Origin of the sequence: Rubricoccus marinus (assembly GCF_002257665.1) — a bacterium.
GTDB lineage: Bacteria > Bacteroidota > Rhodothermia > Rhodothermales > Rubricoccaceae > Rubricoccus > Rubricoccus marinus.
On the sequence record NZ_MQWB01000001.1, the window covers coordinates 2,905,882 to 2,920,864 of the forward strand.

Annotated in this window: 23 protein-coding genes and 1 pseudogene; 2 read left to right on the forward strand and 22 right to left on the reverse strand. The window is 65.6% G+C overall.

Features of this window, described 5'->3' with window-relative positions; all coding sequences use genetic code 11:
- Nucleotides 1-9: 9 nt before the first annotated feature.
- Nucleotides 10-909 carry a TerC family protein gene (locus BSZ36_RS12245; RefSeq protein WP_094549350.1) on the reverse strand — a complete coding sequence of 300 codons (900 nt, stop codon included), beginning with the start codon at nt 907-909 and terminating at the stop codon, nt 10-12.
- 158 nt (nt 910-1,067) lie between these two features.
- Between BSZ36_RS12245 and BSZ36_RS12250 the strand changes: the two genes are divergently transcribed.
- Nucleotides 1,068-2,213 carry a glycosyltransferase gene (locus tag BSZ36_RS12250; protein WP_179271170.1) on the forward strand — a complete coding sequence of 382 codons (1,146 nt, stop codon included), beginning with the start codon at nt 1,068-1,070 and terminating at the stop codon, nt 2,211-2,213.
- A gap of 484 nt (nt 2,214-2,697) precedes the next feature.
- Nucleotides 2,698-3,210: a hypothetical protein gene (locus BSZ36_RS12255; protein ID WP_094549354.1), complete on the forward strand. Its 513-nt coding sequence runs from the start codon at nt 2,698-2,700 to the stop codon at nt 3,208-3,210.
- Nucleotides 3,211-3,504: 294 nt separating this feature from the next.
- On the opposite strand, the pseudogene rplQ reads toward BSZ36_RS12255, so the two are convergent.
- From rplQ to rplE, 21 genes and pseudogenes are all read right to left on the reverse strand, one after another.
- A pseudogene (gene rplQ / locus BSZ36_RS20105) lies at nt 3,505-4,056 on the reverse strand (50S ribosomal protein L17); the annotation flags it as partial.
- A gap of 71 nt (nt 4,057-4,127) precedes the next feature.
- Nucleotides 4,128-5,087 carry a DNA-directed RNA polymerase subunit alpha gene (locus BSZ36_RS12265; RefSeq protein ID WP_094551308.1) on the reverse strand — a complete coding sequence of 320 codons (960 nt, stop codon included), beginning with the start codon at nt 5,085-5,087 and terminating at the stop codon, nt 4,128-4,130.
- Nucleotides 5,088-5,225: 138 nt separating this feature from the next.
- Nucleotides 5,226-5,828, reverse strand: coding sequence for a 30S ribosomal protein S4 (gene rpsD, locus BSZ36_RS12270; protein WP_094549359.1), 603 nt, complete (start codon nt 5,826-5,828; stop codon nt 5,226-5,228).
- Between the two features lie 212 nt (nt 5,829-6,040).
- Nucleotides 6,041-6,436 carry a 30S ribosomal protein S11 gene (gene rpsK, locus BSZ36_RS12275; protein WP_094549361.1) on the reverse strand — a complete coding sequence of 132 codons (396 nt, stop codon included), beginning with the start codon at nt 6,434-6,436 and terminating at the stop codon, nt 6,041-6,043.
- Complete coding sequence (locus tag BSZ36_RS19460; protein WP_179271171.1) at nt 6,429-6,635, reverse strand: hypothetical protein; 207 nt, start codon at nt 6,633-6,635, stop codon at nt 6,429-6,431. The genes rpsK and BSZ36_RS19460 overlap by 8 nt, the downstream gene beginning before the upstream one ends.
- A 5-nt stretch (nt 6,636-6,640) precedes the next feature.
- Nucleotides 6,641-7,021, reverse strand: a complete 381-nt coding sequence (gene rpsM / locus BSZ36_RS12280) for a 30S ribosomal protein S13 (protein WP_094549363.1) — start codon at nt 7,019-7,021, stop codon at nt 6,641-6,643.
- 69 nt (nt 7,022-7,090) lie between these two features.
- Nucleotides 7,091-7,207 (reverse strand): 50S ribosomal protein L36, encoded by a 117-nt coding sequence (rpmJ, locus tag BSZ36_RS12285; protein WP_094549365.1) that lies wholly within the window; start codon nt 7,205-7,207, stop codon nt 7,091-7,093.
- A 55-nt stretch (nt 7,208-7,262) separates the two neighbouring features.
- Nucleotides 7,263-7,481, reverse strand: a complete 219-nt coding sequence (gene infA, locus BSZ36_RS12290) for a translation initiation factor IF-1 (RefSeq protein ID WP_094549367.1) — start codon at nt 7,479-7,481, stop codon at nt 7,263-7,265.
- Nucleotides 7,482-7,506: 25 nt separating this feature from the next.
- Complete coding sequence (gene map, locus BSZ36_RS12295) at nt 7,507-8,364, reverse strand: type I methionyl aminopeptidase (RefSeq protein ID WP_094549369.1); 858 nt, start codon at nt 8,362-8,364, stop codon at nt 7,507-7,509.
- A 9-nt stretch (nt 8,365-8,373) separates the two neighbouring features.
- The gene (gene secY, locus BSZ36_RS12300; RefSeq protein ID WP_094549371.1) at nt 8,374-9,687 is read right to left on the reverse strand and encodes a preprotein translocase subunit SecY; all 1,314 of its coding nucleotides are present in this window, start codon (nt 9,685-9,687) and stop codon (nt 8,374-8,376) included.
- Nucleotides 9,688-9,738: 51 nt separating this feature from the next.
- The gene (gene rplO, locus BSZ36_RS12305) at nt 9,739-10,197 is read right to left on the reverse strand and encodes a 50S ribosomal protein L15 (protein WP_094549373.1); all 459 of its coding nucleotides are present in this window, start codon (nt 10,195-10,197) and stop codon (nt 9,739-9,741) included.
- A gap of 270 nt (nt 10,198-10,467) precedes the next feature.
- Nucleotides 10,468-10,866: a hypothetical protein gene (locus BSZ36_RS12310; RefSeq protein WP_143536885.1), complete on the reverse strand. Its 399-nt coding sequence runs from the start codon at nt 10,864-10,866 to the stop codon at nt 10,468-10,470.
- A 125-nt stretch (nt 10,867-10,991) separates the two neighbouring features.
- Nucleotides 10,992-11,156 (reverse strand): hypothetical protein, encoded by a 165-nt coding sequence (locus BSZ36_RS19465; RefSeq protein WP_179271172.1) that lies wholly within the window; start codon nt 11,154-11,156, stop codon nt 10,992-10,994.
- The gene (locus BSZ36_RS12315; protein WP_094549377.1) at nt 11,140-11,547 is read right to left on the reverse strand and encodes a hypothetical protein; all 408 of its coding nucleotides are present in this window, start codon (nt 11,545-11,547) and stop codon (nt 11,140-11,142) included. The genes BSZ36_RS19465 and BSZ36_RS12315 overlap by 17 nt, the downstream gene beginning before the upstream one ends.
- Before the next feature lie 174 nt (nt 11,548-11,721).
- Nucleotides 11,722-11,901: a 50S ribosomal protein L30 gene (rpmD, locus tag BSZ36_RS12320; protein WP_094549380.1), complete on the reverse strand. Its 180-nt coding sequence runs from the start codon at nt 11,899-11,901 to the stop codon at nt 11,722-11,724.
- Between the two features lie 73 nt (nt 11,902-11,974).
- Entirely contained in the window at nt 11,975-12,520 is a 546-nt protein-coding gene (gene rpsE / locus BSZ36_RS12325; RefSeq protein WP_094549382.1) for a 30S ribosomal protein S5, read from the reverse strand.
- A gap of 18 nt (nt 12,521-12,538) precedes the next feature.
- On the reverse strand, nt 12,539-12,892 hold the full coding sequence (gene rplR / locus BSZ36_RS12330; protein WP_094549384.1) for a 50S ribosomal protein L18: 354 nt from the start codon (nt 12,890-12,892) through the stop codon (nt 12,539-12,541).
- 99 nt (nt 12,893-12,991) lie between these two features.
- A complete protein-coding gene (rplF, locus tag BSZ36_RS12335; RefSeq protein ID WP_094549386.1) occupies nt 12,992-13,558 on the reverse strand; it encodes a 50S ribosomal protein L6 in 567 nt (188 codons plus the stop codon).
- An 18-nt stretch (nt 13,559-13,576) separates the two neighbouring features.
- Nucleotides 13,577-13,978: a 30S ribosomal protein S8 gene (rpsH, locus tag BSZ36_RS12340; RefSeq protein WP_094549389.1), complete on the reverse strand. Its 402-nt coding sequence runs from the start codon at nt 13,976-13,978 to the stop codon at nt 13,577-13,579.
- A gap of 116 nt (nt 13,979-14,094) precedes the next feature.
- Nucleotides 14,095-14,364, reverse strand: coding sequence for a 30S ribosomal protein S14 (gene rpsN / locus BSZ36_RS12345; RefSeq protein WP_094549391.1), 270 nt, complete (start codon nt 14,362-14,364; stop codon nt 14,095-14,097).
- 14 nt (nt 14,365-14,378) lie between these two features.
- Nucleotides 14,379-14,951: a 50S ribosomal protein L5 gene (rplE, locus tag BSZ36_RS12350; RefSeq protein ID WP_094549393.1), complete on the reverse strand. Its 573-nt coding sequence runs from the start codon at nt 14,949-14,951 to the stop codon at nt 14,379-14,381.
- Nucleotides 14,952-14,983: the final 32 nt, after the last annotated feature.

Genomic DNA, 14,983 nt, shown 5'->3' on the forward strand with positions numbered 1-14,983 from the left:
GCCAGAGGCCTACGCGTTCGGCCGCGCCATGGGCACGGGGCGCTGGATGGACTCCGGGAACGGCATCCCGCCCGTCCCGTCCGGCACGGCGTACGGCTCGCGGAGCTCGACCGGCTCCGGGGTGCCCTTCCGTTTTTTGGACGCGATGTTGAGAAACTCGACGAGCAGCGAGAATGCCATCGCGGAGTAGATGTAGCCCTTGGAGACGTGTTGGTCCAGGCCCTCGGCGACGAGCGTGACACCGATAAGGATCAGGAACGCGAGCGCCAGCATCTTCACCGTCGGGTGCTTGTGCACGAAGTTGGAGATCGGCGTCGCGAAGACCATCATCGCGCCCACGGCGATCACGACGGCGATGATCATGACCATGATCTCGTCGGCCATGCCGACGGCCGTGATGACGGAGTCCAGCGAGAACACGATGTCCAAGATCGCGATCTGGATCAGGACGCTCGTAAACGAGACGGCCTTCTTGGTCTCCTGAGACGAGTGGGCGTCGCCTTCCAGCTTGTTGTGGATCTCGTGGGTGCTCTTGCCGATCAGGAAGAAGCCGCCCAGGAGCAGGATCAGATCCCGGCCCGTGATCGCGCCTGGCGTCCCCTCCGGCGGCACGCCCCCGTGACCCACGCCTCTTGCGCCCTCGCCGAATCCGATCAGCGTGTCCAGGAACGGCAGCTCGAACAGCGTGCTCGTCAGCCCCATCACCCATGAGAGTGAGAGCAGGAGCAGGATCCGCATGCCCATCGCGAGGCCGAGCCCGATGGTGCGCCCGCGCGCCTGTTGCTCCTCCGGCAGCTTGCCGGTCAGGATCGAGATAAAGATGATGTTGTCGATCCCGAGGACGACCTCCAAAAGGGTGAGCGTCCCGAGCGCGACCCACGCATTCGGATCTGCGAGCCAGTCAAACATGAGCGAGAGGTGTGGAAGAGAGGGGCCGAAAGCTAGCCCGACGGCGCCCCCGAACCTTGCCCGGCCATTCCTGGAGTTTGCCCCACGCCGATCCGCCGCGCTTTCGCCTCTGGCGCCAGAGGCCGGGGCGATCTTGCGCGTCCACCTCCTCCCCCGCTGTGCCCTTTCCCGCCCTGCTGGCGACGGTCGCCGTTGTCTACGCCGCGTTTGTCGGGTGGTGCGCGTGGCGCGTCCGCACGGCGCCCGGCGAAGATGCCTCTGGCGGGGAAGCGGATCGCGCCAGAGGCGCCGGTGAGGAGTGGCCGCACGTCGCCGTCCTCGTGGCTGCGCGCGACGAAGAGGTCTCTATCGCGAGGTGCCTCGACGCGCTCCTCGCGCAGGACTACCCGGCGGACCGGCTCCAGATCATCGTCGCCGACGACCACTCCACGGACCGCACGGCGGAGATCGTCCAGCGGTACGCGTCGCCTCTGGCGCCAGAGGCGACGCCGCGCGTTCGTCTCGTAAGCGTCCCCGATCCCGACGGCCCGCTTTGTGGCAAACCCCTCGCGATCCACACCGCACTCGACGCCACCGACGCTCCGGTTCTGCTCGTCACCGACGCCGACTGCGCTCCGCCAGAGGCGTGGGTGCGCGGGCTTGTTAGCTCGCTCGGCCCCGACGTTGGGCTCACGGGAGGGCTCACGCTGATGGAGGCTCGCACGCGCTTTGAAGCGGCGCAGTCGCTGGATTGGAGCTACCTCCTAGGCGTGGCGAGCGCGCTGACCGAGGCGGGCCTGCCCGCGACGGCGATGGGCAACAACCTCGCCTTTCGCCGCGAGGCCTACGACGCGGTCGGCGGCTACCCCGGTCTCCCGTTTTCCGTGACGGAGGACTACGCGCTGTTCAAAGCCATCGCAGACCAAGGCCTCTGGCGCGTGCGCTTCCCGCTCCACGCGAGCACACGTGTCCGCACGCTGCCGGCGCGCTCGTTTTCGCACGCGTATCGCCAGAGGCGCCGCTGGGCGCGAGGCGGAATGCGCGCGGGCCCGACGCTGTGGGCGGCCTACGCACTCGCCCACCTCGCGCACCTGGTGCCGCTCCTCGGCCTGGCTCTAGCGCCAGCGGCCGGGCTCGCGGCCCTCGCCGTCAAGCTCGGCGCAGATGCGCTGCTGCTCTCGGCGGTGACGTCCCGCGTTGAGGGCGACCAACTCCGAGCGGGGTCCTTTCTCGTGTTCGAATGCTTTCTCTTCCTCTACATGACCACGCTGCCTCTGGCGCTTCTGCTCGCGCCCAAGATCCGCTGGAAAGGCCGGACGCATTGAAGGGCCTAGTCCGGACGCAGAGCGCACCCGCCCTCAAAGCGAGGAGCCCGCTGGGCAGAACCAAAGCTCGAATCGGACGACCTTCCGCCATTAGCCTCTGGCGAAGCGAAGCCGGTTAGGCCTGGAGTATAACAGAGCGTTCGTTGTAGAACGATCGGTCGCCTTCCCCCGATTCCCCGCCCCTCTCTCGTGCCTCTGAACGGGCACAGTGGCCTTCACGGCGTCATCTTCGCGTTCTCGCGAGGCGTGACTCACGCTTGCAAGACGCCAGAGGCGGGATGGGTGTCGAGTAGAGAGCACCAGACTGTCGCTCTCTCCATCGTTGCGGCTGATTCTGCGAAGAGACGTATTCAGCAACACGCGCAGGCCGTGTAGCTACGTATCCGTTCCAGTCGTTCCAGGGCGCATCCTAATTCGGATCAGGATCGTAGCTTGTGAACACCGCCCAAAGCCAGGGCTTTTCTTCGTTTGCACTCTCCGATCCATGCCCCGCTCAAAAGGCGTCATCCGGATCGACTCCGACTCTACCCACGGCTGGCAGGTCCGGGTCTACCGACACGGCAAGACGTATTCCAAGTTGTTCTCTGACCGGAAGCATGGGGGTCGAGAGGAGTCGTACGAAGCGGCAGCAGCGTACCGGGAGGAGCTCGAAGCCGAGGTCGCCGCGCTGCCCGAGGCCGCGCCACGGCGCCGCCTGATCCGCCATAACAAGAACAACTCGACAGGCGTCGTCGGCATCTCGCGCACGTACAAGCGCGACCGCCGCGGCATCAAGCACGAGGTCTACGCCGTCTCTTGGAACCCGGAGCCGGGCGTCGCCAGAGGCACCTCGTTCTCCATCAAGCGCTATGGGGAGGACACCGCGTTCCGGCTCGCGTGCGAGCTGCGGTGGAGCAAGATGAAGGAGATCTACGGCGACCGCTACGACGTCTCCAGCTACCTCGACCTCTACCGACAGAAGGCGACCGTCGACGCGCGCCAGAAGGACAAGGAGTAAGGCCGCCGGAGCGCGCGAGCTCTCGACGCAGGCCTGCGCCTCTGGCGCCCGAACCCCACAAAAAACGCCCCGCCCGGAGATTCCGAGCGGGGCGTCGTGGTCTAGACGCGATGCGCCAGAGGCCTAGCGGTTGTCCGCGCTGCGTCCCTGGTTCTCGGCCTGCGCCTCTGGCGGCGGCTCGCCCGTGCCGGTTGCAGCACCCTGCTCGGCGTCGGGGTGATCCGCGCCCGCCTCGGTCTGGGGGACCTGCGGGTTGCCGGTGGCGTCCGGGTTGGCGGAGTCCGAGGCCACAGCCTCAGCTTCCTGCTGCTCCGGGGCTTCGCTCTCCTCACCAGAAGCCTCTGGCGCGGCGTCTGGCGTGTCCTCCGTCTGCGGAGCCTCGGCCTTCGAAGAAGACGTAGCAGCTGCGCCGGCGGAACCGCCGCGACGGCGGGACGACGAACGGCGCGTCTTGCGCTTCGTGCCACCGGTGCCTTCGGGCTTGACGTCGTTGAAGTCGACGAGCTCGATGACCGCCATCTCCGCGGCGTCGCCGCCGCGCTGGCCCAGCTTCACGATCCGCGTGTAGCCGCCGGGGCGGCCGTCAATGGCTCCCGCGATCTCGGCGTACAGCTCCTTGACCGCCTCCTTGTCCTGGAGCTTGCGGAACGCCTGGCGACGGCTCGCTGTGGAGTCGTCCTGGGCGCGGTGGATGATGGGCTCAACGAAGGGCCGGAGCGCCTTCGCCTTGGCGAGGGTGGTCTCGATCCGCTTGTGGCGGATCAGCGCGGTAGAGAGCGCCTGGAGGGTCGCTTTCCGGTGGGACGCATTCCGCCCGATCCGCTTTTTCTTGTTTGCGTGTCGCATATCAGTTTCTGGTTGTCGGTTTTCGGTCTCTGGCCCGCGCAGGAATGCCGCGGGCCGCGAACCGACAACCGCTAGGCGGGCTGTTCAGCGTAGCGCCCGACCTCCATGCCGAAGCGGAGGCCGCGCTCATCGAGGACCTGGACGAGCTCCTGCAAGCTCTTCCGGCCGAAGTTGCGGAACTTGAGCATCTCGCTCTCCTCCCGGCCGACGAGGTCGCCGATGGTCTTGATGGAGGCCGCACGCAGGCAGTTCTGTGCGCGGACGGAGAGGTCGAGGTCGTCGACGGACTGGTGGAGGATGGCGCGGACGCGCTGAACCTCAGCGTCGACCTCGGTCGTCTCCTCCGTTTCCTCCGGCGCCGTGTCCACCTCGACGAAGAGGCCGATGTGATCCCGGAGGATCGCAGCCGCTTCGGTGAGAGCGTCCTCTGGCGTGATGGAGCCGTCGGTCTCGATCTGCATCGTGAGCCGCTCGAAGTCGAGGCTGTCACCGACGCGGGTCGGGGTGACCTCGTACTTGACGTTCAGGATGGGCGTGAAGATGGAATCCACAGCGACAACGCCGATGGGGTCGTCTGCACGCTTGTTCTCCTCGGCGGGGATGTAGCCGCGTCCCTGCCCGATCCGGAGATCGACGCGGACTTCAGCGTCCTCTGCGAGGTACGCGATGTGGTGGTCGGGGTTGAGGATGTCGAAGTCCGCCGTAGCGTCTGCGATGTCCTTGGCCGTCCACTCACCAGGGCCCTCGAGGAGGATAGAAATGGAACCCTCGTCCTCCTCGTGCGCGCGGAAGCGCACGCCCTTGAGGTTGAGGATCACGTCGGAGATGTCCTCGGTCATGCCGGGGACGGTCGAGAACTCGTGCTGGACGCCGTCGACCTTGAGGGCCGTAATGGCGGTGCCGCCGAGGCTCGAGAGCAGCACGCGCCGGAAGGCGTTGCCGATCGTGAGACCGTAGCCGCGTTCGAGCGGCTGGACGACAAACCGCCCGTAGGTGTCGCTCATTTCCTCGACCTGGACGCCGTCAGGCATCTGGAGCTGGATCGTAACCATGCGTAGGTAGGGGTGTGTGTTCGTGAGAGCGAGCCGCCAGAGGCCACGGGGGCCGGCTGCCTCTGGCGCCAGAGGCGCGGAGGCAGGCTGCGCGGGGCAGCGGCTGGCGGCGGCGGTTTACTTCGAGTAGAGCTCGACGATGAGCTGCTCGCGGATGTTTTCCGGGATGTCCTCCCGCTCCGGGTAGTCCAGGAACTTGCCGACGAGGCGGTTCCGGTCGACTTCCAGGTAGGGGAACGAGCGCCGGTTGCGCTCGGCGGACTCCTTGACCATCTCCAAGTTCTTGGACTTGGGCCGGACCTCGACGATGTCGCCGGGGCGGAGGAGGTGGCTCGGGATGCCGCTCACGCGGTCGTTGACCATCACGTGCCCGTGGGCGACGAGCTGGCGGGCCTGGCGGCGCGTCCGCGCAAAGCCGAGGCGGAAGACGACGTTGTCGAGACGGGACTCGAGGAACTTCAGGAGGTTCTCTCCGGTGACGCCCTTCTTGCGGGCGGCCTTCTCGAAGAGGTTCCGGAATTGCTTCTCGAGCAGGCCGTAGGTGTACTTCACCTTCTGCTTCTCGGCGAGCTGCACGGAGTACTCAGACTCCTTGCGGCGGCGTGCGTTGCCGTGCTGGCCGGGACGGTAAGGCTTGCGCTCCAGCGCCTTGGAGGGGCCGAAGATGGGCTCGCCAAATCGGCGGGCGAGCTTTTGTTTGGGTCCGCGGTAACGGGCCATGAGCTGTGGGGGGCTTCGTTGAAAAGAAAACGTTGCGACTGCCCAGCGGGGAGCCTCGCTGGAGCCTCTGGCGGGTGCCAGAATGCTCCGCTCCCGACCAGCCTCTGGCGGTGCGGCGTGAACCGCGCCAGAGGCTGATCAGCAATCGCGGCCGGGCTTCTGCCTGGCGCCAAGCGGTGAGGATGGAGCGGGGTCTCCCCCGTCCCAATCACTCAGACGCGGCGGCGCTTCGGCGGCCGGCAGCCGTTGTGAGCGAGAGGAGTGGTGTCGCGGATGGAGAGAACCTCCAGGCCCGCGTTGGCGAGAGCGCGAACGGCGCCTTCGCGGCCCGAACCCGGGCCCTTGACGTACACGTCGACGCGGCGCAAGCCGAGGTCGTGTGCTTCCTTGGCAGCCTCCGCCGCGGCCACCTGGGCGGCGTACGGCGTGTTCTTCCGCGATCCGCGGAAGCCCATCTTGCCGGCCGAGCTCCACGAGATCGTGTTGCCGTAGGCGTCGGTGATGGTGATCAGGACGTTGTTGAACGTCGCCTTGACGTAGCACGAGCCGTTGGACTCGACCTGTACGTTCTTCTTGCGGGCGCCGCGGCCCCGCTGTTGCTTAGCCATGTCTGTAGATGTTGGAGTCCGGTGCGAACGCGTCAGGGGTGGTCTCGCCAGAGGCCAGAGCCTTCTGGAGATGCCTGCCTGCGTCTGCTCCCGTTGCCTCTGGCGGGCGGCCCGAAGGCCGCGCCAGCGGCGAAAGTGCAAAGCGGTGCGAGCCTCTGGCGCCAGCGGCACGGCGTGCCGGGGTGCGCGGGGCTCGCAAGAGCGCTATTTGCGCGGTGCCTTCTTCTTACCGGCGACGGTGCGCTTGCGGCCCTTACGGGTGCGCGCGTTCGTCTTGGTGCGCTGCCCGCGAACGGGGAGGCCCTTACGGTGACGGAGGCCGCGGTAGCAGCCGATGTCCATCAGCCGCTTAATGTTGAGTTGGACGTCGGTGCGGAGCGCACCCTCGACGACGTAGTTGTCCTCAACGATCGCGCGGACTTTGCGCGAGTCGTCTTCGGTCCATGTGTCGGGGTGAGCGTTCGGGTCCAGACCGGCGGCCTCCAGGATTTCCTGGGAGCGGCTCAGCCCGACGCCGAAGATGTCGGTCAGCGCGATCAGGCCGCGCTTGTTGCCCGGCACGTCGACTCCTGCGATGCGTGGCATATGCTGTATTCGGTGTACGATGAATCGGAACCCGACTCGCCAGAGGCTTCTGGCGGCCGGCCTCCTAGATCACCCCTGGCGCTGCTTGTGCTTGGGGTTCTTCTTGTTGATGACGTAGACGCGACCCTTCCGACGGACAATCTTGTCGTCGGCAGAGCGCTTCTTGACGCTGGCGCGGACCTTCATAGTGGTGCGGTTCGGGCCTCTGGCGAGAACGGGCGAGGCCCGGCGCCGGAGGCGGTTACTTGTATCGGTAAACGATGCGACCCTTCGTGAGGTCGTACGGCGAAAGCTCCACGGTCACACGGTCGCCCGGGAGGATCCGGATGTAGAACTTCCGCATCTTGCCCGAGAGGAGACCGAGGATCTCGTGTCCGTTTTCGAGCTCGACCCGGAACTGGGCGTTCGGAAGGGCTTCAGTGACTTTTCCGTCTTGACGGATCGCGGGCTGCTTAGCCATACGGTATCGGAGGGTGATTGCTTGGTTATGCGTGAGCGGGTTCGGCGCCAGAGGCTTCTGGCGCGACGCCGCCCTGTGAGGCTGCAAGGGCAGCTTCGATGGCGTCGTACGAAGAGATGACTTCGGCCGAGCCTTTGGTAACGAGGACCATGTGCTCATAGTGTGCACTCGGTAACCCGTCAGCGGTCCGGATGGTCCAGCCGTCGTCGTCGACGGTGACCTCATCCGTGCCCATGTTGATCATCGGCTCAATGCAGATGGTCATGCCGCGCTTGAGCTTTTTGCCCCAGCCGCGGCGGCCGGTGTTGGGCACGCTCGGCGGCTCGTGCAACCGCTGACCGATGCCGTGACCCACGAGCGCCGTGACGACGCCGTAGCCTCGGCTCTCGGTATACGTTTGAACCGCGTTGCCGATGTCGCCGACGCGGTTGCCCGCGCTTGCCTTTGCAATGCCCTCGTAGAGCGACTGTTTCGTCGCATCCAGCAGAGCGCGCTTCTCCTCAGAGATCTCGCCGACCGCGAACGTGTACGCGAAGTCCCCGAAGTAGCCGTCGAGCTCAACGCCGCAGTCGACGGAGATCACGTCTCCCTCCTGCAGGATCACGTCCTCGCTCGGGATGCCGTGGACGACGACATCGTTGACGGACATGCAGAGCGAGCCCGGGAACGGCATCTCGTCCGGATCGAACTGATAGCCCTTAAACGCGGGCCGGGCGCCAGCCTCGCGGATGATCTTCTCTGCTTCGAGGTCGATCTCCAGCGTGTTCGCGCCAGGCTTGATCCGCGTGGCGGCATCTGCCAGTACGCGCTCAACCAAACGCGCGGCGTGGCGAAGCATCGCCACGTCGCGGTCGTCTTTGAGAACAATCGAGCCCGAAGCCATCTCCAGTACCTAGCGGCGACGGCTGCGCACGCGGCCGGTCTTCATGAACCCGTCGTAGTGGCGCATCAGGAGGTGGCTCTCGATCTGCTGCAACGTGTCCAGCGTAACGCCGACGAGGATGAGCAGGCTCGTGCCGCCGAAGAACTGCGCGAAGCCAGGAAGCACGCCGAAGTAGGCGGCAAAGGCGGGCAGGATGGCGACGAAGCCGATGAACAGAGCACCCGGGAAGGTGATGCGCGTCAGGATGGTGTCGATGAACTCGCTCGTCTGGCGGCCTGGGCGCACGCCCGGGATAAAGCCACCCTGGCGCCGCATCGTGTCTGCCATCTCCTGAGGGTTCACCGCGATGGCGGTGTAGAAGTAGGTAAAGAAGACACAGATGATGAAGAAGATCAGCGAGTACCAGAATCCGAAGATGTTGGTCGTCGCCGTTCCGACACCCTGCCAGAACGTGCTGTCCGGGAAGAACGAGGCGAACGTGCTCGGGATGAACATGATCGACTGCGCGAAGATGATCGGCATGACGCCAGCGGCGTTCACGCGGAGCGGGAGGTACTGCGTAGTGCCTCCGTACACCTTCCGGCCCACCACGCGCTTGGCGTACTGGACTGGAATGCGGCGCGTGCCCTGAGTCACCAGGACGACGAACATCGTCACCAGGAAGAGCGCGCCGATCTCGATCAGGAACACGAACAGGTTCGCCTTACCGGTGATCTCGTTGAAGAGCGAGGCCGGGAGGAAGGCGATGATGCCGATCATGATGATCAGCGAGATGCCGTTGCCGATGCCCTTTTCGGTGATGCGCTCACCGAGCCACATCACGAAGACCGTACCCGCCGTGAGCGAGATGACCGCCGAGGCGAAGAACAGCCAATCCGGGACGACGATGGCCGCGCCAGAGGTGGCCTTCAGGTTGATGGCGTACCCCACAGACTGGAAGCCCGTGATGATGACCGTCGCGTACCGCGTCCACTGCGTGATCTTCCGCCGGCCCTCGTCGCCTTCGCGCTGGAGCTTCTGGATGGCGGGCATAACCGCGCCCAGCAGCTGGAAGATGATGCTCGCGGTGATGTAGGGCATGATGCCCAGCGCGAACACTCCCGCTCGGAAGAAGGCGCCGCCGACGAACAGGTTGAACAGCCCGAAGAGGCCGCCTTGATCGTTCTGAGCGTTGATCTGCTCCAAGATGCCGGCGTCGATACCGGGGAGCGTGATGTAAGAGCCCAGGCGGTACACGATGAGGATCCCCAACGTGAAGAGGATCCTCTGGCGGAGCTCGTGGATCCGCCAGATGTTCCGCAGGCTTTCGGCAACCGATGGCATAGTGCTACTGTGCGTGATCGTGCGACGGCCCACCAGAGGCGGGCCGTGCGATTAGTCGACGATGGTGACGGAGCCGCCAGCGGCTTCGATCTTCTCGCGAGCGGAGGCGGAGAAGGCGTGGGCGTGCACGTCGAGCTTGACGTTGATATCGCCACCACCGAGGACCTTCACGCGGCCGTTCTTGCCGCCGAAGCCCATCGCCTTGAGGCTCGCGGGGTTCACCGTGTCGCCCTCGGAGATCGCGCCGGTCTCGACGAGTGCTGCGAGGCGGTCCAGGTTGAGCGCGTCGTAGGCGACGCGGAAGCGGTTCTTGAACCCGAACTTCGGGACGCGGCGCTGGAGCGGCATCTGGCCGCCTTCGAACCACGCGGGAATGCTCGCGCCGGAGCGGCTCTTCTGGCCGTTGTGGCCCTTGCCGGCGGTGCCGCCGTTGCCGGAGCCTTCGCCGCGGCCAATGCGCTTCTTCGTCTTCGTTGAGCCCTTGGCGGGCGTCAGCTTGCTGAGATCCATCGTAAGAGGGGTGGCTAGAGTCGCCCGCTCCTGCTGCGCCTCTGGCGGAATGCCGGGCCGGGAGCGGACTCGCTGTGTGCCGTGCGTCTAGAGCACGACGGGCGCAGAAGATAGAGCCCCCTTTGTGTGGCCTCTGGCGCGAGGCAGAGCGTTTTACGTGAAGCGGGCCAGATGTGGGACCTCAGCGGGATCCCTGACGAGCAGGCGGAACCAGCCTCTTGCGAGGATGCTCCGACGGGACCACTACGGATACGCCTCAGGCGCCAGAGGCTACGGCGTGGGAATGCGTGCGTAGTAGGCCCCCTCGACGGTGACCTTCGGGGGGTTGGCGCTGGACTCGATCCGCTCCAGGCGGTACCGGAACCGCCCCCCGACCTCGCCCTCCGTCCGCACGTCGACTACGCTCCCCCTGCCCTGCCCCTCGCTATACAGCACGATAGGGGATTCCGATTTCCGATACTCTATGTGCTCACGGAATGGCTCGCCGATGGGAGCGACGAGGAGCTCACCCCCTCTGATTTCGAGGTACGGAGTAAGCAAGGGGAAGCCGTCGCCCTCAGCGTCGCAGAAGAGGCCGGAACGCGGGCTTAGCCCCGAGACGCCGACGTAGGCGCGATGCTCGTAGCGCTCGACCTCGCCGTCCTCGTAGGTCACGGTGTACTCGCACATGCCGAGCGCGGGGAGAGGCCGATTGGGGATCCCACTGTCGCACGCGGACAACAGGAGAGCCGCCAGGGGCCAGAGGTGGAGCGCTCGCATCCGAAGTCAGCGGTCAGTGACAAAGAGCACTCAAGTTACCGCCCCGGCCCGACGGCCTCTGGCGCCAGAGGCTGCTCGTCGACGACCGGCGCGTGGAAGGCGCCCTCGACGATGACCTCGGGAGGGTTGCGCGCGGACTGAAAGAGCAGCGTGCGGAATCGGAACCGGCCGCCGATCCGCTCCTCAATCGCGCACGTCAATCGTGACCTGGCCTTGCTCGTTGTAGTAGAGTGCGCCGTTCTCCTTAACGTAGGAGACGATAGGATTGAACGACTCGCCGACAGGGACGGTGAGGAACTCGTCCTCGTTGACGCCGCTCAGCCTGAGGTAGGGCAGGTCCAAGAGGCCGACCTCCCCGTCCGCGTCGCAGATCACGCGCGCAGGGGCAGTCTCGGAGTCGAGTAGTTGAACGAAGTACGCGCGTTGTTCGATAGTCGTCGCCGCACCGTTCTCGTCCGTAACGGTGTAGGTACACATGCCGAGCGGGGGTAGCGGGAGATCCGGCGGCGTGGGGTCGAAGCCGCTGGCGAAGGAGTCGCAGCCGGTCAGTGCGAGGACGCACGCCAGAGGCAAGACGAAGAAGAACCGCATCGACAGAGAGAGTGGCAGGCGCCCGAACGTAGGTAACCCTGCGCCAATGCTAATTCCTACGCACGTTTGCGCGCGCCTCTGGCGTCAGAGGCTCCCACCCTGTCCCTCGTATACAACGCGGCCTCTGGCGCGAACACGCCAGAGGCCGGAGTCTTTAGAGACAGTCGCCAGAGGCTACGCCTCTTCGGTCGTCACCAAGTGCTTCACCACGCGGACCATGCCCTCGAGCTGAGGCGTGACCTCGTGCTCAACGGTCTGGTTCATCTTGCGGATGCCGAGCGCGACGAGCGTCCGCTTCTGCTTGGTGGAGCGGTTAATGGCGCTTCGGACCTGGGTAATCTTGATCTTCGACATAGTTGGTATTGGCTGTGGGGCCTAGCAGGCCTCTGGCGCCAGAGGCCGAAGCCCGCGCCGGAGACGGTCTGCTCTAGCCCTCGAAGACGCGCTTGATAGAGATACCGCGGCGTGCGGCGACCTCGGCCGGGTCCTGGACCTGCGCGAGCGCGTCCATCGTGGCCGCGACGACGTTGTGGGGGTTGGACGAGCCCTGGCTCTTGGAGAGCACGTTGCGGATGCCTGCGCACTCCAAGACGGCGCGTACGCCACCACCGGCGATCACGCCGGTACCCTCGGAAGCGGGCTTCAAGAGCACGATGCCTGCGTCCTGACGGCCGCGGACCGAGTGAGGGATGGTGCCCTTGCTCGTTACGGGGACGGAGATCATGTTCTTCTTCGCGGCCTCGGTGCCCTTCGAGATCGCGTCTGCGACCTCGTTGGCCTTGCCGAGCCCGGAGCCGACCTTGCCCGCTCCGTCACCGACGACGACGACGGCGTTGAACGAGAAGCGACGGCCGCCCTTGACGACCTTCGACACGCGGTTCACCTCGACGAGGCGCTCGATGAGGTTGGACTGGTTGGAGTCGTCCCGGTTGTTGCGACGGCGGTCGTTTCCCCGTCCTTGCTGCTGAGCCATTGTTCTGTTCGGATGGGGTTAGAAGCGGAGGCCGCCTTCGCGGGCTCCTTCAGCGACGGCCTTGACGCGACCGTGGTAACGGTAGCCGCCACGGTCGAAGACCGCAACGTCCACGCCAGCGGCCTTGGCGCGCTCGGCGAGGGTCTCGCCCACGGCCTTGCCCGCCTCAACGCCGGTGCTGCTGATGTCGGCCTCGCGGCTCGATGCAGCGGCCAACGTGACGCCAGCGGCGTCGTCGATTAGCTGCGCGTAGATGTACTTGTTCGAGCGGAAGACCGCGAGACGCGGGCGCTCAGCCGTTCCGGCCACTTTGGCGCGGATGCGGCGACGGATGCGGGCGCGGTTGCGCGCCTTGAGAGAAGTCTTAGCCATCGGGGTGTGCGTGAGGGCTCGGCGATTGCCGACCGGCGAGCCACGCGAAAGAGGAGCGCGAACGCCAGAGGCTTGGTGTCAGCCTCTGGCGGGAGTGCGCTAGCGAGCGGCGGTCTTGCCTGCCTTGCGGCGGACGAACTCGTCGGTGTAGCGAATGCCTTTGCCCTTGTAGGGCTCCGGCGGGCGGAGGGCGCGGATCTTCGCGGCCACCTGGCCCACGAGCTGCTTGTCGACGCCGGTGATCTTGATCCGTGGGTTCTGACCACGAATGGTCTCGGCCTGGATGTCGATGCCCTCCGGCGGAACGAAGTAGATCGGGTGCGAGAAGCCGAGCGCGAGTTCGAGGACGTCCATGCCGGACATCTTCGTTGCGTCGGCGCGGTAGCCCACGCCGATCACGTCGAGCTCCTTCGTGTAGCCCTCGCTCACACCCTGCACCATGTTGGCGACGAGAGAGCGGGTCAGGCCGTGGAACGAGCGGTGACGCTTCTGATCCGTGGGACGCTCGACGATGACCTCGTCACCTTCGACCGTGACCGTCATGTCCGGGTCAGCCTGGAAAGAGAGCTCTCCTTTGGCGCCCTTGACGGTGATGGTGTTGTTCTTGGCGACGTCTACCGTCACCCCACCCGGGATCGAGACCGGCTGTTTTCCGATTCGAGACATTGTGTTAGGGGTCGGGGGTTACTGGACGGTCGCGAGAACCTCGCCACCGATTCCGGCGCGGCGAGCCTCCTTGTCGGTCATCACGCCACGGCTCGTAGAGACGATGGCGATGCCGAGTCCGTTGAGGACGCGCGGCAAGTCGGCTGCGCCAACGTAGCGGCGGAGGCCCGGCTTGGAGACGCGGGTGATCTTCTGGATGACGGGCTTGCCGCCGCGGAGGTACTTCAAGTAGACCCGGATCAGGCCCTGCTTGCTGTCCTCCACGTTGACGAAGTCCTGCACGAAGCCCTTATCCTTGAGGATCTGGGTGATCGCCCGCTTCAGGTTGCTGGCGGGCACGTCGACGTGCGGGTGGCGGGCCTTCTGCGCATTGCGGATGCGCGTGAGGTAGTCCGCGACGGGGTCGGTAACTGCGCTCATGTGTCTTCGGTCAGTTCGGACGCGGGTGCCCCTTAGGGCGGCGCCGCTTGACCGCTAGATGAATAGAAATGGGTGCCGATGGCGCGAGGCCCGAGGCCTCTGGCGCCAGAGGCGCTTTACCAGCTCGCCTTGCGGACGCCTGGGATCTTGCCGTCGTGTGCCATCTCACGGAAGATCACGCGGCTGATGCCGAACTTCCGGAGGAAGCCGCGGGGGCGACCCGTGAGGGCGCAGCGGTTGTGGAGGCGAACGGCAGCGGAGTCACGGGGAAGCTTCTGGAGCCCCTCGTAGTCGCCAGCTGCTTTGAGTTCGGCACGCTTGGCGGCGTACTTCTCAACGAGCTTGCGGCGCTTCTTTTCGCGGGCGATAACGCTCTTCTTGGCCATGGTGTGTTGGGGTCTTAAGCGGTTTCCTCCTCCTCCCGACGCACGAACGGCATGCCGAGCTCCTTCAGGAGCGCGAACGCCTCCTCGTCGGTTTCAGCCGTCGTGACGAAGCTGATGTCGAGGCCCGTGACGCGGTCCACCTTGTCGATGTCGATCTCGGGGAAGATGATCTGCTCCTTGATGCCGAGCGTGTAGTTGCCGCGGCCGTCGAACGAGCGGTCGGGGATGCCACGGAAGTCACGGACGCCAGGAAGTGCGAGCGTGATCAGGCGATCCAGGAACTCCCACATGCGCTCCCCGCGCAGCGTTACCGCAACGCCGACGGGCATGCCCTCGCGGAGCTTGAAGTTAGAGATCGACTTCCGCGACGCGCGGATCGCAGGCTGCTGACCCGTGATCTTGCGGAGCTCCTCGACGGCGTCGTCCAGGATCTTCTTGTTGACGGAAGCCTCGCCGATGCCCTTGTTGATGACGATTTTCGTCAGCCGGGGCACCTGCATCGGGTTGGCGTACTCGAACCGTTCGGTGAGCGCCGAGGTGATCTCAGAGCGGTAGCGCTCTTTGAGTCGGGGTGTGTAGTTCTCCATGTGTGTCGTCGTCGAGCGGGCCAGTTGGCGCG

Excerpts from the sequence above, each read along its gene's own strand:
- BSZ36_RS12245 (WP_094549350.1), bottom strand. The coding sequence starts at position 909 with ATGTTTGACTGGCTCGCAGATCCGAATGCGTGGGTCGCGCTCGGGACG.
- BSZ36_RS12255 (WP_094549354.1), top strand. The coding sequence starts at position 2,698 with ATGCCCCGCTCAAAAGGCGTCATCCGGATCGACTCCGACTCTACCCAC.
- BSZ36_RS12265 (WP_094551308.1), bottom strand. The coding sequence starts at position 5,087 with ATGCCTGACGGCGTCCAGGTCGAGGAAATGAGCGACACCTACGGGCGG.
- rpsD (WP_094549359.1), bottom strand. The coding sequence starts at position 5,828 with ATGGCCCGTTACCGCGGACCCAAACAAAAGCTCGCCCGCCGATTTGGC.
- rpsK (WP_094549361.1), bottom strand. The coding sequence starts at position 6,436 with ATGGCTAAGCAACAGCGGGGCCGCGGCGCCCGCAAGAAGAACGTACAG.
- rpsM (WP_094549363.1), bottom strand. The coding sequence starts at position 7,021 with ATGCCACGCATCGCAGGAGTCGACGTGCCGGGCAACAAGCGCGGCCTG.
- rpmJ (WP_094549365.1), bottom strand. The coding sequence starts at position 7,207 with ATGAAGGTCCGCGCCAGCGTCAAGAAGCGCTCTGCCGACGACAAGATT.
- infA (WP_094549367.1), bottom strand. The coding sequence starts at position 7,481 with ATGGCTAAGCAGCCCGCGATCCGTCAAGACGGAAAAGTCACTGAAGCC.
- map (WP_094549369.1), bottom strand. The coding sequence starts at position 8,364 with ATGGCTTCGGGCTCGATTGTTCTCAAAGACGACCGCGACGTGGCGATG.
- secY (WP_094549371.1), bottom strand. The coding sequence starts at position 9,687 with ATGCCATCGGTTGCCGAAAGCCTGCGGAACATCTGGCGGATCCACGAG.
- rplO (WP_094549373.1), bottom strand. The coding sequence starts at position 10,197 with ATGGATCTCAGCAAGCTGACGCCCGCCAAGGGCTCAACGAAGACGAAG.
- BSZ36_RS12310 (WP_143536885.1), bottom strand. The coding sequence starts at position 10,866 with ATGTGCGAGTACACCGTGACCTACGAGGACGGCGAGGTCGAGCGCTAC.
- BSZ36_RS12315 (WP_094549377.1), bottom strand. The coding sequence starts at position 11,547 with ATGCGGTTCTTCTTCGTCTTGCCTCTGGCGTGCGTCCTCGCACTGACC.
- rpmD (WP_094549380.1), bottom strand. The coding sequence starts at position 11,901 with ATGTCGAAGATCAAGATTACCCAGGTCCGAAGCGCCATTAACCGCTCC.
- rpsE (WP_094549382.1), bottom strand. The coding sequence starts at position 12,520 with ATGGCTCAGCAGCAAGGACGGGGAAACGACCGCCGTCGCAACAACCGG.
- rplR (WP_094549384.1), bottom strand. The coding sequence starts at position 12,892 with ATGGCTAAGACTTCTCTCAAGGCGCGCAACCGCGCCCGCATCCGTCGC.
- rplF (WP_094549386.1), bottom strand. The coding sequence starts at position 13,558 with ATGTCTCGAATCGGAAAACAGCCGGTCTCGATCCCGGGTGGGGTGACG.
- rpsH (WP_094549389.1), bottom strand. The coding sequence starts at position 13,978 with ATGAGCGCAGTTACCGACCCCGTCGCGGACTACCTCACGCGCATCCGC.
- rpsN (WP_094549391.1), bottom strand. The coding sequence starts at position 14,364 with ATGGCCAAGAAGAGCGTTATCGCCCGCGAAAAGAAGCGCCGCAAGCTC.
- rplE (WP_094549393.1), bottom strand. The coding sequence starts at position 14,951 with ATGGAGAACTACACACCCCGACTCAAAGAGCGCTACCGCTCTGAGATC.